Source organism: Gordonia sp. (in: high G+C Gram-positive bacteria), from assembly GCF_047600385.1.
Taxonomy (GTDB): domain Bacteria; phylum Actinomycetota; class Actinomycetes; order Mycobacteriales; family Mycobacteriaceae; genus Gordonia.
On sequence record NZ_JASGKZ010000002.1, the window covers coordinates 339,477 to 354,505 of the forward strand.

Below are 15,029 nucleotides of genomic sequence, written 5' to 3' on the forward strand. Positions count from 1 at the left end.
GCTCACGCGTTGAAACGCGGAAACGCCAGGTCTCCGGCGTAACGCGCGGCATCGCCCAGGCTCTCCTCGATGCGGAGGAGCTGGTTGTACTTGGCGACGCGCTCGGAGCGGGCCGGGGCACCGGTCTTGATCTGGCCGCTCGCGCAGGCGACGGCCAGGTCGGCGATGGTGGTGTCCTCGGTCTCGCCGGAACGGTGGCTCATCATCGTCTTGTACGAGTTGTTGTGCGCCAGCGCGACGGCGTCGAGGGTCTCGGTCAGGGTGCCGATCTGGTTCACCTTGACCAGCAGCGCGTTGGCGATGCCCTTGCCGATGCCCTCTTCGAGGCGCTCCGGGTTGGTGACGAACAGGTCGTCGCCCACCAGCTGCACCTTGTCGCCGACGGCCTCGGTGAGCGCGGCCCAGCCCGCCCAGTCGTCCTCGGCCAGGCCGTCCTCGATCGAGACGACGGGGTAGTCGGCGACCAGCTTCGCGTAGAAGGCGGTCATCTCCGCGGCGTCGAGCGCGTTGCCCTCCAGGTGGTATTTGCCGTCGCGGAAGAACTCGGTGGCGGCGGCGTCGAAGGCCATCGCGACGTCGGCGCCGAACTTGAACCCGGCCTGCTCGACGGCCTCGGCGATCACGTCGACGGCGGCGGCGGTGTTCGGCAGGTCGGGGGCGAAGCCGCCCTCGTCGCCGAGCGCGGTGGCCAGACCCTTCTTGTGCAGCACGGACTTGAGCGAGTGGTACACCTCGGCACCCCAGCGCAGCGACTCCTTGAAGGTCGGCGCGCCGATCGGGGCGATCATGAACTCCTGGAAGTCGATGCCGTTGTCGGCGTGCTCACCGCCGTTGATGATGTTCATCATCGGGACGGGGAGGATCTTCGCGTTCGGGCCGCCGAGGTAGCGGAACAGCGGGAGGCCTGCCGACTCGGCGGCGGCCTTGGCCACGGCGAGCGAGACGCCGAGGGTCGCGTTGGCGCCCAGACGCGACTTGTCCGGGGTGCCGTCGAGGGTCACCATGGCCTGGTCGACCAGGACCTGGTCGTCGGCGTCGATGCCGATGACCTCCGGGGCGATCTCGTCGAGGACGCCGGAGACGGCCTTCTGCACGCCCTTGCCCTTGTAGCGGTCGCCGCCGTCGCGAAGCTCGACGGCCTCGTGCTCGCCGGTCGATGCACCCGAGGGAACGGCCGCCCTCGAGAACGTTCCGTCGTCCAGGAGCACCTCGACCTCGACGGTCGGGTTGCCACGCGAGTCCAGGATCTCCCGTGCGCCTACCTGCTCGATAATTGCCACTGCCAGCCCCATTCGCCAGGTTCGTGTCGACGCCAGAGTCGGTGCGCCGACGGGTACGCCCCTCAGGGTAGTGGAGGTTCAGTACCGAACGTTGATGGAGTAGGCGTTGGCGTGGTTGCGCACCCGGATCAGATACGGGCGCGACTGGTTGTAGGTGAGGATCGCCTTCTCCCACCCCGCCCGAGTGGTCATGTCGCCGCCCGCCGAAGCGCACAGGTAGCGGGCCGCCGAGAGCGCGGCGTCGTCGATGTTGTCCGGGTCGGCCTTGCCGTCGCCGTTGGCGTCGACGCCGTAGTTCGCCCAGGTCTCCGGGATGAACTGGAACGGACCCATGGCGCGGTCGTACTCGGGATCGCCGTCGTACCGGCCCTTGTCGGTGTCCTTGATCTCGTAGTTGCCGTTGGTGCCGTCGAGCACCATGCCGCGGATCGTCGGCCGGATGTCGCCGTTCTCCGCGACGTCGGAACCGCGGTGCCTGCCGTGTTTGCTCTCCACGCCGGCGATGCCCGCGATGGTGGTCCAGCGGATGCCGCATTCGGGATACTGCTGACGCTGGATCTCCGCGGCGTTGCCGTAGGCCTCCAGGGAGGTGCGCGGGATGCCGGTCTGCTCGGCGATCGGCTCGGCCCAGGCCCGCATCCCGTCGGCGGTCCGCCCGGACGCGTGGATGTCGATCTGCGGCTGCTGCACGCCGGGACCGGGCGGCACGTCCTCGGGGATGTCCTGCGACTCCCACGGCAGTTCAATGCACGCTGTCGCGGTCAGCGCGACACTGACAAGCAACAGCGGAGCAGTGAGTCGTCGCCGCAGCGGCAACTTGTTACTCAATCGCTCTCCTCTTGTTCCGGCCCGCCGAAAAGCGTGCCACCAAGGACTTGAACGCCGCAAATCGCGTCGAGGTTCCCGCCCCGGCCGCGCCCGCCGCTCAGCGATCCTTCAGCGACGTCTCCGCATGGTGATCCCATGTCCTCACGCTCCCGTCGTTCCCGGATCGTCGCCGGTGCGAGCCTGCTCGCCCTGGTCGCCCTGGGCGCCGTGTTCTTCGCCGTCCGGCCCGCGCCGACCCCGTTCGACCGCGCGACCACAGAACGGCTGGTCGCCGTCCGCGGCGAGACGCTGAACGCGTTCGCCGTCCACGCGAGCTTCCTGTTCAGCCCGGTCGTGGCCGTCGGCACGACCGCGGCGGCGGCCTGCGCGCTGGTGCTCCGCGACCGTTCGCCGTATCGGGCGCTGCCGGTGGCCGCGACGTCGGCCGTCGCGGCCGGCGCGGCCGCGGTGTTCAAGGTCGCCGTGGCCCGCCCCCGACCTCCGGAGCATCTGCAGGTCGGCCCGCCCGAGGGGACGTACTCGTATCCGTCCGGGCACGTCACCGGGACCGCGGCCCTCGTCGCCGTGCTGCTCGTCGTGGTCGTGGCCGATCGGCCCCGCGGACAGGCGCTCGCCGCGTACACGCTCGGCGCGGGCGCCGTCCTCCTCTGCGCCTGGACCCGCATCTACCTGGGGATGCACTGGCTCAGCGACACGACCGCGGGCGTTCTGCTCGGGGTCTCCGCCGCGCTGCTGGTGCCGCCCGTCGTCGAACCGGTGGCCGAACGTCTCGGACACCTCCCCCTAAGGAAAGGACAACGATGATCCACGCGAAACCGGCCACCGGCGCGTTCACCGCCCTCACCCGGAGCAAGGTCCCCGAGGTCACCGTCTACTTCTGGATCATCAAGATCCTCTCCACGACGGTCGGCGAGACCGCCGCCGACTACCTGAACATGGATCTCGGCATGGGTCTGCCGGTCACCACCGCGATCACCGCGGGGCTGCTCACGGCGGTCCTCGCCCTGCAGTTCTCCCTCGACCGCTACGTGCCTGCGGTCTACTGGGCGGCGGTGCTCCTGATCAGCGTCACCGGGACCCTCGTCACCGACGACCTGACCGACGTCGCCGGCGTTCCGCTCAAGGTCTCCACCGCGGTCTTCTCGGCGGTGCTCGTCGCGGCGTTCGCGGCCTGGTATCGCGTCGAGGGCACCCTGTCGATCCACTCGATCCGCACGCGGCGCCGCGAAGCCTTCTACTGGCTCGTCGTGCTGGTGGCCTTCGCCCTGGGCACGGCCGCAGGCGATCTGATCGCCGAACGCCTCCATCTGGGCTATACGGTGTCCATGGTGATCTTCGCCGCCGTGATCGCGGTGGTCTTCGCCGCACACCGGTTCCTGCACCTGGCCGCGGTGCCGGCGTTCTGGGCGGCCTACATCGTCACCCGGCCGTTGGGCGCGTCGGCCGGCGACCTGCTGATCCAGCCGCGGGCGGCCGGGGGCCTGGGACTGGACTCGACCCTGGTGAACTCGGTGTTCCTGGTCGTGGTCGTGTCGCTCACGGCCTATCTCTCGGTCAGCCGTGTCGACCGGATCGACGGCGCCGACTCCACGGAGGTTCCGCTCGTTGATCGTTGATCGATTCCGCTCGGTGCGGTCGCGCACCACGCTGCTCGCCACCGTCCTGGTCACCGTCGCGCTCGGCTTCGCCGCCGTCGCGATGGTGCTGGCGGTGAAGTACGTCCTGTTCCGCGGCGCCGACGACGCCACCGAGACGCGGGCCCGCCAGATCGAGGCGGCCTTGCAGACCGAGCGGCCGTCCGACCTCGACGGACCGCTGCTCCTCGCCTCCCAGGACATCGCGGTGATCCAGGTGATCGACGCATCCGGGCGGGTGGTGAACTCGAACGAACCGCGTTATTCCGCCCCGTTGAGCCGCCCCGTGACGCCGGGTCGGGCCACGGTGCTCGACGGGGTCCACGCCGACGGGACCGACGACGAGTTCCGGGCCCGCGCCCTCGGCGTCCGGACCGACGACGGCGACTTCACGATCGTGGCCGGTACGGCCGAGGGGCCGCTGAACCGCCTGGTCGTGATCGTCGCCGCGGTGTCGTGCATCCTGTTCCCGCTCATCGTGATCGCGATGGCGATCCTCACCCACCAGCTCGTCGGCCGCACTCTGCGGCCGGTCGACGACATCCGCGCGCAGGTCGACGAGATCAGCGGCGGAGACCTGAGCCGCCGGGTCCCGGTGCCCCGCACCGGCGACGAGATCGCCGGACTCGCCTCGACCATGAACCGCATGCTCGGCCGTATCGAGGCGTCTCGCCGGGAGCAGCTGAGATTCGTCAACGACGCATCGCACGAACTGAACAGCCCCTTGACCACCCTCGTGGGTCTCCTCGACCTCGCACACGAGACCGGCCGGCCGATCGATGTCGAGACCGCCGGATCGGTGATGCTGCCCGATGCGCTCCGCCTCCAGAAGATGGTCGCCGACCTGCTGCTCCTCGCCCGGGCCGACGAGAGCGGAGTCCCGCTGACCCGGGCGGAGGTCGATCTCGACGACGTCGTCGCGGCCGAGGCCGTGCGCCTGGAGGCCCTGACCGATCTCCGGGTCACGGTGCGGATCGCGCCGGCCCGGGTCGTGGCCGACCACGACAAGATCGTCCGGGCGCTCCGGAACCTCGTCGAGAACGCGGTACGGCACGCGCGGGGCGCGGTCGCCCTGACCATGGACGCCGGCCCGCGCACCGTCACGGTGTCGGTCTCCGACGACGGGCCGGGGATCCCGGACGCCGACAAGTCACGGGTCCTGGATCGGTTCGTGCGGCTCGACGACGCCCGCCGACGCGAGACCGGCGGATCCGGGCTGGGCCTGGCCATCGTGACCGAGATCGTGCGGGCGCACGGCGGCCGGGTGTCGGTGACCGACTCCCGGCTCGGCGGCACGACGGTGAGCCTCACCCTGCCGATCGAGCCCCTGCCGATCGAGTCCGCCCGGTGCGACGGCGATCAGCCGCCGTCCTCCGCCAACCGGTAGCCCACACCGCGCACGGTCTCGATGGCCCGGCGGCCGAACGGCACGTCGATCCGGCGCCGCAGATGACTGATGTACACCTCCACGATGTTCTCGTCGCCGCGGTAGTGGACGTCCCACACGGAGTCCACGATGGCCGTCTTCGACACCGCCGTCCCCTTGTTCCGCATCAGATGATGCAGCAGCGCGAACTCGCGAGGGGTCAGGTTCAGGCGGTGGTCGCCGCGGTGGACGGTGTGCGCGGCGGGGTCGAGGAGGAGATCGCCCGCGGTCAGGATCGCCGGCCGCTCGGGGGCGTTCCGTCGTACCAGCGCGCGCAGCCGCGCGGTGAGGACCACGAACGAGAACGGCTTGGTCAGGTAGTCGTCGGCGCCGATGTCGAAGGCATCGGCCTGGTCGTACTCGCCGTCCTTGGCGGTGAGCATGAGGACCGGCGTCCAGATGCCCGACGACCTCAGGTCGCGCACCACCTCGTAACCGTTGCGTCCCGGCATCATGATGTCGAGGACGATCACGTCGAACCGCTCGGACAGCGCCTTCTCCAGTCCGGCGGCGCCGTCGTGCACCACGTCGATCACCCAGCCCTCGGCGAGCATCATCCGGCGCACCGTCTCCGCCACGTTCCGGTCGTCGTCGACGAGAAGAATCCGCATGCGGTCGAGCATGCCGTCCCGGTCCTGTGGAATCGCTGAAGAGACGGGCGGTCCGGTCGGCGTTCCGCGGCTCCGCCGGTGTTCAGAGGCTCTTCAGCGGCCGCCGCCGACGATGTCGGCATGCGACGTCTGCTCCTGATCCTGCTCGTGCTGCCGCTGACGGTCGTCGGCTGTGCAATGCCGCACCACCGCGGCGGCACGGCGCCGGCGCCCGTCCGCCTGGCCTACCCCGCGGCGGCGGCCGATCCGGCCCAGAACTTCGGCGACCTGTACCTTCCGCCGCCGTCCGCGGGCGGCGGCCCGCACCCGCTGCTCGTCCTGTTCCACGGCGGCGGCCGGCGGAGCCGGATCGGGCTGGCGGCCACCGCGGGGCTCGCCCGGCACCTGAGCGCGACCGGCCTCGCCGTCTTCAACGCCGAGTATCGACGGGTGGGTTCGGGGGGAGGTTTTCCGACGACGATGACGGACGCGCCGGCGGCCGCCGGGTTCGCCGCGACGCTGACCCGGCGGTATCGCGAGGTGGGGCCCGAGACATACCTCGCGGGCCACAGCGCGGGCGGCCATCTGGCCGTGTGGACCGCCGAGAACCTGGCGCGACCGCCCGCCGGGGTGCTGTCCGTCGCGGGCCCGCTCTCGCTGAAGGACGCCGCCGACGCCGGCGACCGCCACGTCGTCGACCTGCTCGGGGGGACGCCGACGCGACTACCCGACCGGTACCGCTACGCCGACCCCGGCGCACGACGGTGCCCCGCCGTGCCGATCACGATCGTGCACGGCACGAACGACGGCGTGGTGCCGATCGCGAACGCCCACCGGTTCCGGGCGAGGGTCGAGTGTCCCGGCGCCCGCATCCGGCTGGTCGAGGTGCCCGGCGGCGACCACCTCGCGCTGATCTCCCCCGGCCGACCTGGTTTCACGACGATGACGGCGACGGTCACCGCGCTCACCCGGAGCCGCCGGTGACCGTCGCACGACGGAAGACGTCGTACGGTCGACCGACACCTTAAGCATTCTCCAAGCTTTCCGTTCCCCGGCGGGAGTGAGCGATACTAGAGTTCAGCGAGTCAGGTATGGCATACCTAACTAAAACGGACGAACGGTAGGAAACTCACTGATGACAACGCTCGCGGAGGGCACCCCATCGGTAGTCACCCAAATGCTGGGCAGCAGCGTGATCGGTGTCCGCGAAGGACTCGAAGCCGGCATCGTCGTGATGGTCCTGATCGCATTCTCCACCAAGGCCGGACGCACCGACGCCCTCAAATGGATCTGGGGCGGCCTGCTCGCCGCACTGACGATGACCATCGGCACCTTCCTGGTGATCCAGTTCGGCACGTCGACCATCTCCAGCCTGACCGCCGAACTGATCGCCGGTCTCGCCTCGCTCGTGGCCGTGGTGATCGTCACCTACATGCTGCTGTGGATGCGCAAGGCCGCCGCACACATGTCCGGCGACCTGAAGTCCGGGCTCGCCGACGCCCTCGAGGTGGGCGGTCCGGCGATCTTCGGTCTCGCCTTCCTCGCGGTGGGCCGCGAGGGATTCGAGACCGCACTGCTGATGGTCGGCTACGCCGAAAGCATCTCCGGCGGCATCTGGCCGCTCGTCGGACTGCTCCTGGGCATCCTCATCGCGGCACTGCTGACCGCCCTGCTCTACTACGGCGCCGTCCAGATCGACTTCGGCAAGTTCTTCACCTACACCGGGCTGTTCCTGATCGTCGTCGCCGCCGGAATCCTCTCCTACGGTGTCCACGCGATGCAGGTCTACGGCTGGCTGCCCGGCCTGAACAGCCACGCCTACGACATCAGCGGCTGGTACGACGTCTCCTCGTGGTACGGCTCCATCCTCTCCGGAATCTTCAACTTCTCGGCCAATCCCACATGGCTCCAGGTGTTCGCCTGGCTGCTCTACCTGGTCATCGTGACCTCGCTGTTCCTGCTGCGGGGCCGGACCACCAATCGGAAGGAAGTCCCTCATGGCTCAGAATGCCTAAGCCTCTGCGAGTCGGCATCGCCCTCGGCGCTGCGGCGACGATCCCGCTCGCCCTCGCCGCCTGCGAGGCGAAATCGGATGCCGAAGCGATCGCGGTGACCTCCACCGACGACGCCTGCGACCTGGCGACCACCGAGGCCGAGACCGGCGAGGTGAACTTCGCGATCGCCAACAACGGCGGCAAGGTGACCGAGTTCTACGTGTACGGCAAGAACAACCGCGTCCTGGGCGAGGTGGAGAACATCGGTCCGGGCCTCAAGGGCAAGATGACCGTCGAGATCACCGAGCCGGGCACCTACGAGGTGGCCTGCAAGCCGGGCATGGTCGGCCTCGGCATCCGGAAGCAGCTCACCGTGACCGGTGAGAAGAAGGAGAAGTCGCAGGCTCCCGCCGACGTCGAGCAGGCCAAGCAGCGGTACCTGACCTACGTCCGCACCCAGGTCGACGGCCTGGTGGCCGCCACCGAGACCTTCGTCGGGAACGTGAAGTCCGGCGATCTCGACGCCGCCCGCGGCGAGTTCGGCCGCACCCGCACCTTCTACGAGCGCATCGAGCCGGTCGCCGAGAGCTTCCCGGAGCTGGATCCGGCGATCGACATGCGCTGGGACGACACCGAGGACGGCAAGCAACCGTTCACCGGTTTCCACCGGCATCGAGCGCTTCCTGTGGGCGCCCCAGCCCGCCGCCGTCGGCGACAAGCCCGACCAGGTGGCCCGGGCCGACGCCGACGACGCCAAGAAGAACGACAACCCGGAGAGCATCAAGAAGGTCGCCGACCAGCTCCTCACCGACGTGAAGAAGCTGCAGACCGAGATGAACCGGTCGGACTTCGAGTTCGAGACCCGGATGTTCGTGCAGGGTCCGCAGGCGCTGATCGACGAGATCGCCGCCACCAAGGTCGGCGGCGAGGAGGACCGCTACAGCCACACCGACCTGTGGGACTTCGCCGCCAACGTCGACGGCGCCGAGACGCTGATCGCCGAGATGGAGGCGATCATCTCCAAGAACGATCAGAAGCTCATGGATCAGATCACCGCGCAGTTCAACGACGTCCGGGTCGCGATCGACTCGCTGCGCGAGGGCGACGGCTTCACCTCCTACGAGAAGGTTCCCGAGGCCAAGCGCAAGGAGCTCTCGACCAAGATCGACGCCCTCTCGGCCAGCCTCTCGAAGGTCCCGGGCATCGTCATGAAGAAGTGACCCCCGGTGGTCGAGCGAAGTCGAGACCGGCCTTCGCCGGCTGAGTCTCCCTCTCCTGCGGCCGAACCCGTCCGCCCCTCCCGTCGCACCGTTCTCGGTGCGGCGGGAGTCGGCGCGGGCCTGGCCGCCGCGGGATTCACCGGCGGCTGGGCGGTCGGCCGGCACGACTCCCCCGACGACCAGACCGTCCCGTTCCGCGGCGGGCACCAGGCCGGGATCGTCACCGAAGCGCAGGACCGCCTGCACTTCGCGGCCTTCGACGTCGTGACCGACGACCGCGCCGCGCTCGTGGGCATGCTCCAGGAGTGGACCGAGGCCGCCGAGCGGATGACGCGCGGCGACCAGGTGACCCCGGACGGCGCCACCGGACTCGGCGAGTACTCGGTCCCCACCGACACCGGCGAGGCGCTCGGTCTCGCCGCCGGACACCTCACGCTGACGATCGGATTCGGTCCCGGCCTGTTCGGGCCCAGCGCCGCCCACCCCGACCGCAAGGACCGTTTCGGGCTCGCCAAACGCAAGCCCGCCGCGCTCACCGATCTGCCCGCGTTCGCCGCGGAGAAGATCGATCCGCAGCAGAGCTACGGCGACATCTGCGTGCAGTCGTGCGCCGACGATCCGCAGGTCGCCGTGCACGCGATCCGGAATCTGGCGAAGATCGGCGTCGGAGTGGTCGCCGTGCGCTGGTCCCAGCTGGGTTTCGGCCGGACGTCGTCGACGACCCGCTCCCAGGACACGCCCCGGAACCTCTTCGGCTTCAAGGACGGCACCGCCAACATCCGGTCCGACGAGACCGACGCGCTCCGCCGGTGGGTGTGGGTCGGTGCGGACGACAACCCTCCGGCCGCCCAGTGGATGACCGGCGGCACCTATCTCGCGGCCCGCCGGATCCGGATGGACATCGAGCCGTGGGACCGCGCGAATCTGCTCGAACAGGAACAGATCATCGGGCGGACCAAACAGGTCGGGGCGCCGCTCGGCCAGGAAGGCGAGTTCGACGATCCCGACTTCCAGATCTCGGACGGTCGGGCGCCGATCATTCCGCGCGATTCGCATGTGGCGGTGACCAATCCGCAGAACCGGGGCGGCGTCCGGATCCTGCGCCGCGGCTACAACTTCACCGACGGCTCCGACGGCTTCGGCCACCTGGACGCGGGCCTGTTCTTCATCGCCTTCAACCGGGACTCGCACAAGCAGTTCATTCCGATGCAGCACGACGTCTCGCGGCTCGACGCCTTGACCGAGTACCTGATCCCGACCGGTTCGTCGCACTTCGCCGTCCCGCCGGGGCTCCGGCCGGGCGAGTACTGGGGGCAACGACTGTTCGAGTGAGGGGGCACGACCGCCCCGGTGCCCGGGCATCGTGTCGTTCCACGCGATACTGGTCGGCGAACCCTTCGACGACGATCTCCAGGAGCAGCATGACCAGGTCCCGAGCCGGGGCGGTGCTCGCCGCCGCGCTGATCCTCGCAACGGGTACCGGGTGCGCGATGCACGACGACGCCGAGTCGCTGCGCGGGGAACTGCCCGCCGCGCTCCGGGACTCGGGCACGCTGACGGTCGGCACCGCCGCACCGTACGCGCCGCTGGTGTTCGCCGAGGACGGGAGGCTCACCGGGTTCGACGTCGACGTGGTGACCGCCGTCGCCGACAGGCTCGGCCTCACCGCCGAGTTCACCGAACGCCCGTTCGTCGAACTGATCCCCGGGGTGGTCGCCGAGACCTTCACCGCCGCCGCCCGCGGCATGTTCGCCACGCGGGAACGACAGCAGAGCGTCGACCAGGTGACGTACCACAGCGCGGGCACCCAGTGGCTGCGGAAGTCGGGCTCGACGCTGGATCCGACCGCCGCGTGCGGCAGACGGATCGGCGCACTGAACGCCACCGTCCAGTTCACCGTCGACCTGCCCGCCAAGAGCGCCGCCTGCACCGACACCGGCGGCCCGGCCGTCGACGTCGTCGGATTCGACACCCTCGATCAGGCGGTCGAGGCGGTGCGCACGGGGGCCGTCGACGGTTTCTCCGGCGACTCCCCCGTCGTGCTGTCCGCGGCGAAGACCTCCGGCGGGGCGCTCGAACCGGCCGGTGACGCGTTCGACACCGAGCCGATCGCCATCGCCGTCGCGAAGGGCTCGCCGCTGGGGGCGATCGTCCAGAAGGCTGTGCAGCAGTTGATCGACAGCGGGGAACTGCGAACCATCGCCGAGAAGTGGGGACTGCAGGACGGTCTGATCACCGAGTCGCGACTCGACGGAGCGCTGATCTGAGAATGCGCGGCGTGCCGAGAATCGTGACCCTGACCTGTACCGCACTGCTGACCACCGCCCTGGTCGCGGGATGTTCGGAGTCCGGCGACGACCGTTCGGCGGCGCGACCGGTACCGGAGAGCGAGGCGCCGAGGGAACTGTCGGAGGTGGTGGCGTCGTCGAACGTCGACGCGAAGCGGTACGTGTACCCGGTGGCCGGCGGACCAGGCGACCCCGACCAGAACTGGGTGGACCTGTTCCTGCCGAAGCACGAGCGGACTCCCGCGTCGGTGCCGCTGGTGATCCTGATCCACGGGGGTGCGTGGCGGTCGGAGGTCGGCGCGCACTCGTTCGTGACGTTCGCGCAGCGACTCGCCCAGCGCGGTCTGGCCGTCTACAACGTCGAGTACCGGCGCCTCGGCTCCGGCGGCGGGTATCCGCAGACGTTCTCCGACGTGGCGGCGGCGATCGACTTCGTGCCGCAGGTGATCCGCGCACACCCCTCCGTCGACTCCGGCAGCGCCGTGGTGGTGGGGCATTCGGCCGGCGGACAACTCGCCATGTGGGCCGGAACCAGACACCGGCTCGACGACGAGGTGGGCGCCGAACCGAGGTTCCGGCCCACGAGTGTGGTGTCGCTGGCGGGCCCGCTCGACATGCGGACCGCGGTGCGGCTGGGCGACGACCTGATCGTGGCCGCACTCGGCGGCACCCCGGAGAAGGTGCCCGAACGCTACGAGTCGGTGGACCCGATCCAGAACATCGACCCGACGATCCCGATCACGGCGATGGCCGGCGACCGGGACCACGTGGTGCCGCCGGTGGTGTCGGAGAACTACGTGACGGCGGTGAGGAACGACGGCGGCCGGGGCACGTTCATCCTGCTGCCGGGCACTGACCACGGCGGGATCGTGGACCCGTCGGCCCCGATGTTCACCCGGGTGCTGGAGACGATCAGTCGAGCCGCGCACGACTAACCTCGGGATTTCGTGGTGAATTACTGACGAGCAGAATGAGGTACGAGGAAAGTATCCTGCCCTGCGATAGTCGTTCTTGTAACAGTTCGACTACAGCCAGGGCCTCGGCAAAGTCTTTCGTGACCGGGTGTGACCTGCGGGAACTGGCTGCCTGACACTCCGCGTGACCTCCCGGGGCGGGTGTGACCGGTGGGGATTGGATGGAAGTGCTCAAGCTTTCACCCGGCGCAGGAGGTCACACCTGCCATGTCATCGTCGCCAACCGCTGCGGATACCAGCCCCGCGCCGGGAATTCTGCTCGAACTCGCTGAATCGATCCCGGATCCGCGTGTTGCGCGTAGTGTCATATTAGACTTCGGTGATCATCGCTGCCTGGATCGCCGCAGTCCTGGCTGGTGTCCGCTCGTTCGTCTCGATCAGTGAACGGGTCAACGACCTGAGCGAGACCGCCACACTCCGGCTGGGTTTGACCAGCGGTTCCCGTCCGCATGAATCGATGATGACCCTGCATCGCATCCTAAGTAAAAACTCAAAAACCACACACAGACACCAGTCACGAAGATACTATCTACCCACATGGCAAAAATCAAAAATAAAAGCGAGGTATCGTGCCAACAAATGGAAATCTGAAAGATGAGATTGCATCTGCGCGACGAACAATCAAATCCGATTCATACTCCATCTCACTCGGAGAGCTAATTTCCCAGTACGAAAACAACGAGATTGAGATTCATCCAGAGTTTCAACGACTGTTTCGATGGACGTCAGCACAAAAGTCGCGACTAATTGAAACCATCCTTCTCGGAATACCATTACCATCTATATTCGTAATGCAACGAGAAGACTCCATCTGGGAACTAATCGATGGACTCCAACGAATCTCAACAGTCCTCGAATTTGTCGGAAAACTCAAAAATGAGAAAGGGAAGCAACTCGCCCCACTAGAGCTAGCCAGCACAGAATATCTTCCCAGCCTCCAAGGAATGTACTACGACGACGAAGGACATAACCGGTCTTTCACTGCAGACCAGCGACTTGCATTCAGGCGCGCTAAGATCGATGTCACAATTCTCCTCCCAGAGAGTAGCGTACAAGCTCGCGGAGAGCTATTCGATCGACTAAACACCGGGGGCTCACAAGCTACACCCCAGGAAATCCGCTTCGCCCGATTCGTCATGGAGGACCCCAAGTTTGCAGCATGGTTGAAGTCACTGCGCGCACTTCCTGAATTCGATTCAACAGTATCACTCTCCACTCGACTAACTGACGAGAGCTACGACATGGAACTTATAGGAAGATTCATATCGTCAGTTGATGCTAGGGTTGAAGATCTCGCTAAGATTGAATCCATTGAGGAATTTCTAACCACACGACTCCTCCTTCTTCTATACAAAGAAAAAGCCCTGTCATCGTCCCCCACGAGCAAAGTCGCAACAGTAGGGCCATATTCCAATATGCCCGCCGGCCTCAAAGAAAAATCCACGATTACTGCACCCGTACGCACCGCCGCTGAATACGAAGACCTATTCCGCCGCACTTTCACTGTCATTCGGAAGTCAATCGGAGAAGATGCCTTCAGGCCTTACGACAGCACAAAAGGACGCTTCAAAGGGTCATTTTCGGTATCAGCGTTCGAATTCGTCACATGCGGCGTAAGTTGGAATATTGATGACTGGGAGAATACAACTCAAAGCATATCCGGACAAAAACAACTCTTGGACCTCGTACAGAAATCATGGGATGAAGAGAGGTTCCGAACACCTTCTGGTCGAGGTAGCAGCTCTCGCACACGACTTCGCGAAATTGTCCCCTTCGCCCGTGAATACTTCGCACTCGAGGCCGTAAAGAATTGAACCCATTCATCACAGCCGGAACACGAAAAGCACACTCGGACCTCGAATCCACCTTAAATAAAGATACTTTAAATCTGTCACATCAATTCACATCACTAATATTCCTAATTGAAGGCCGGACCGAATCTCGATATATCCCATCGAGTCAATATAGAAAACCTCTCGAAGAGAGCCTAATACGCTACGGCGGGATGCTTGCATACGGCCTAATGGAGGCTTACATAAAGAATTCCATAGTTTCCGTTCTAAAGTTCATAAAGAATCTTGAGGTGCCACACGAATCAGTCATCGACTCAATCGCACAGATATCAAGGAATCCGGAAGGAATCGTGGTGCAGGAAGGTGGCGGACACCCGAGGAACAAGAACCTGCCGAGAATTAGATTCACCCTAGATGAACCATGCGACATTCCGCCTCCCAGCAACGCCACCAATTTAGTGTTCAATAATACAATCCTCCAATCAACCAACCTTGCATTCGACGGAAATGTTTATCACAATGACCTCATTGCAACATTAAAAGAAATTGGCATAGAAAAGCAAGGCTGGGAGGACTACCTAGTAAAGCAGAGGTTGAATGGATTCAATTCAACGGTGAGCTTCATTCGACAATCCAAACTGGAAGGAAAATTCGAAGAATTTGATATTCCGAAAGCCTCAAACTCCAACCCTCAGGCATTCCCCCTGATAGGTGAAAAATCTCTTGCTCGAGTGTCGAATATGAATGGAATTCAATGGCCAGTAGATTGGATAACTAAGGCTCGCAATGGCGTTGCCCACGGATTTGACTTCCGTCACGGCGGATTTGAGAGCTTCAATGAGGAGGTGACCCTAGAGGTAATAAACTACACTCGAAGACTTCTGCAGGGCAATACAAAATTTTCTCCTCATAAGCGTTCAAGATGGATGCTGGGTTTCCCCTAGGAATAAAGAAGCGTGGGTGGAAACTGCAGTAGAGATACTCTAATATCTCTTCCACTCT

13 protein-coding genes and 1 pseudogene are annotated in these 15,029 nt (G+C 65.8%); 11 read left to right on the forward strand and 3 right to left on the reverse strand.

Annotation, left to right across the window (positions count from 1 at the left end; translation table 11 throughout):
- Nucleotides 1-2: 2 nt before the first annotated feature.
- Together eno and QM809_RS19105 are read right to left on the reverse strand one after the other, a co-directional pair.
- Nucleotides 3-1,280, reverse strand: a complete 1,278-nt coding sequence (gene eno, locus QM809_RS19100) for a phosphopyruvate hydratase (protein ID WP_415047428.1) — start codon at nt 1,278-1,280, stop codon at nt 3-5.
- A 78-nt stretch (nt 1,281-1,358) separates the two neighbouring features.
- Nucleotides 1,359-2,066 carry a lytic murein transglycosylase gene (locus QM809_RS19105; RefSeq protein WP_415047460.1) on the reverse strand — a complete coding sequence of 236 codons (708 nt, stop codon included), beginning with the start codon at nt 2,064-2,066 and terminating at the stop codon, nt 1,359-1,361.
- A 177-nt stretch (nt 2,067-2,243) separates the two neighbouring features.
- On the opposite strand from QM809_RS19105, the gene QM809_RS19110 reads away from it, so the two are divergent.
- From QM809_RS19110 to QM809_RS19120, 3 genes are read left to right on the forward strand one after another with little or no spacing between them, the layout of a single operon-like run.
- Nucleotides 2,244-2,912, forward strand: coding sequence for a phosphatase PAP2 family protein (locus tag QM809_RS19110; RefSeq protein ID WP_415047429.1), 669 nt, complete (start codon nt 2,244-2,246; stop codon nt 2,910-2,912).
- Nucleotides 2,909-3,724: a hypothetical protein gene (locus QM809_RS19115; protein ID WP_415047430.1), complete on the forward strand. Its 816-nt coding sequence runs from the start codon at nt 2,909-2,911 to the stop codon at nt 3,722-3,724. The genes QM809_RS19110 and QM809_RS19115 overlap by 4 nt, the downstream gene beginning before the upstream one ends.
- The gene (locus QM809_RS19120; protein WP_415047431.1) at nt 3,714-5,129 is read left to right on the forward strand and encodes a sensor histidine kinase; all 1,416 of its coding nucleotides are present in this window, start codon (nt 3,714-3,716) and stop codon (nt 5,127-5,129) included. The genes QM809_RS19115 and QM809_RS19120 overlap by 11 nt, the downstream gene beginning before the upstream one ends.
- On the opposite strand, the gene QM809_RS19125 is transcribed toward QM809_RS19120, so the two are convergent.
- Entirely contained in the window at nt 5,102-5,779 is a 678-nt protein-coding gene (locus QM809_RS19125; protein WP_415047432.1) for a response regulator transcription factor, read from the reverse strand. The two genes, QM809_RS19120 and QM809_RS19125, sit on opposite strands and share 28 nt — an antisense overlap.
- Nucleotides 5,780-5,899: 120 nt before the next feature.
- Here QM809_RS19125 and QM809_RS19130 point away from each other — a divergent pair, with 120 nt between their 5' ends.
- The 8 genes and pseudogenes from QM809_RS19130 (at nt 5,900) to QM809_RS19165 (ending at nt 14,971) form a co-directional block, all read left to right on the forward strand.
- On the forward strand, nt 5,900-6,742 hold the full coding sequence (locus QM809_RS19130) for an alpha/beta hydrolase family protein (protein WP_415047433.1): 843 nt from the start codon (nt 5,900-5,902) through the stop codon (nt 6,740-6,742).
- A gap of 151 nt (nt 6,743-6,893) precedes the next feature.
- Entirely contained in the window at nt 6,894-7,871 is a 978-nt protein-coding gene (efeU, locus tag QM809_RS19135; protein ID WP_415047434.1) for an iron uptake transporter permease EfeU, read from the forward strand.
- Nucleotides 7,766-8,972 (forward strand): annotated as a pseudogene (gene efeO, locus QM809_RS19140) (iron uptake system protein EfeO). Before efeU ends, efeO begins: the two are co-directional and overlap by 106 nt.
- A 6-nt stretch (nt 8,973-8,978) precedes the next feature.
- On the forward strand, nt 8,979-10,304 hold the full coding sequence (gene efeB / locus QM809_RS19145) for an iron uptake transporter deferrochelatase/peroxidase subunit (RefSeq protein WP_415047435.1): 1,326 nt from the start codon (nt 8,979-8,981) through the stop codon (nt 10,302-10,304).
- 89 nt (nt 10,305-10,393) lie between these two features.
- The gene (locus QM809_RS19150) at nt 10,394-11,239 is read left to right on the forward strand and encodes an ABC transporter substrate-binding protein (RefSeq protein ID WP_415047436.1); all 846 of its coding nucleotides are present in this window, start codon (nt 10,394-10,396) and stop codon (nt 11,237-11,239) included.
- Nucleotides 11,240-11,241: 2 nt separating this feature from the next.
- Nucleotides 11,242-12,195, forward strand: coding sequence for an alpha/beta hydrolase family protein (locus QM809_RS19155; RefSeq protein ID WP_415047437.1), 954 nt, complete (start codon nt 11,242-11,244; stop codon nt 12,193-12,195).
- Nucleotides 12,196-12,803: 608 nt separating this feature from the next.
- A complete protein-coding gene (locus tag QM809_RS19160) occupies nt 12,804-14,048 on the forward strand; it encodes a DUF262 domain-containing protein (RefSeq protein WP_415047438.1) in 1,245 nt (414 codons plus the stop codon).
- 191 nt (nt 14,049-14,239) lie between these two features.
- Nucleotides 14,240-14,971: a hypothetical protein gene (locus tag QM809_RS19165; RefSeq protein WP_415047439.1), complete on the forward strand. Its 732-nt coding sequence runs from the start codon at nt 14,240-14,242 to the stop codon at nt 14,969-14,971.
- Nucleotides 14,972-15,029: the final 58 nt, after the last annotated feature.

Bases quoted from the DNA above. Each gene is read 5' to 3' on its own strand.
- QM809_RS19150 (WP_415047436.1), top strand. From the start codon at position 10,394: ATGACCAGGTCCCGAGCCGGGGCGGTGCTCGCCGCCGCGCTGATCCTC.
- QM809_RS19165 (WP_415047439.1), top strand. From the start codon at position 14,240: ATGCTTGCATACGGCCTAATGGAGGCTTACATAAAGAATTCCATAGTT.
- QM809_RS19125 (WP_415047432.1), bottom strand. From the start codon at position 5,779: ATGCGGATTCTTCTCGTCGACGACGACCGGAACGTGGCGGAGACGGTG.
- QM809_RS19110 (WP_415047429.1), top strand. From the start codon at position 2,244: ATGTCCTCACGCTCCCGTCGTTCCCGGATCGTCGCCGGTGCGAGCCTG.
- QM809_RS19130 (WP_415047433.1), top strand. From the start codon at position 5,900: ATGCGACGTCTGCTCCTGATCCTGCTCGTGCTGCCGCTGACGGTCGTC.
- QM809_RS19115 (WP_415047430.1), top strand. From the start codon at position 2,909: ATGATCCACGCGAAACCGGCCACCGGCGCGTTCACCGCCCTCACCCGG.
- efeU (WP_415047434.1), top strand. From the start codon at position 6,894: ATGACAACGCTCGCGGAGGGCACCCCATCGGTAGTCACCCAAATGCTG.
- QM809_RS19155 (WP_415047437.1), top strand. From the start codon at position 11,242: ATGCGCGGCGTGCCGAGAATCGTGACCCTGACCTGTACCGCACTGCTG.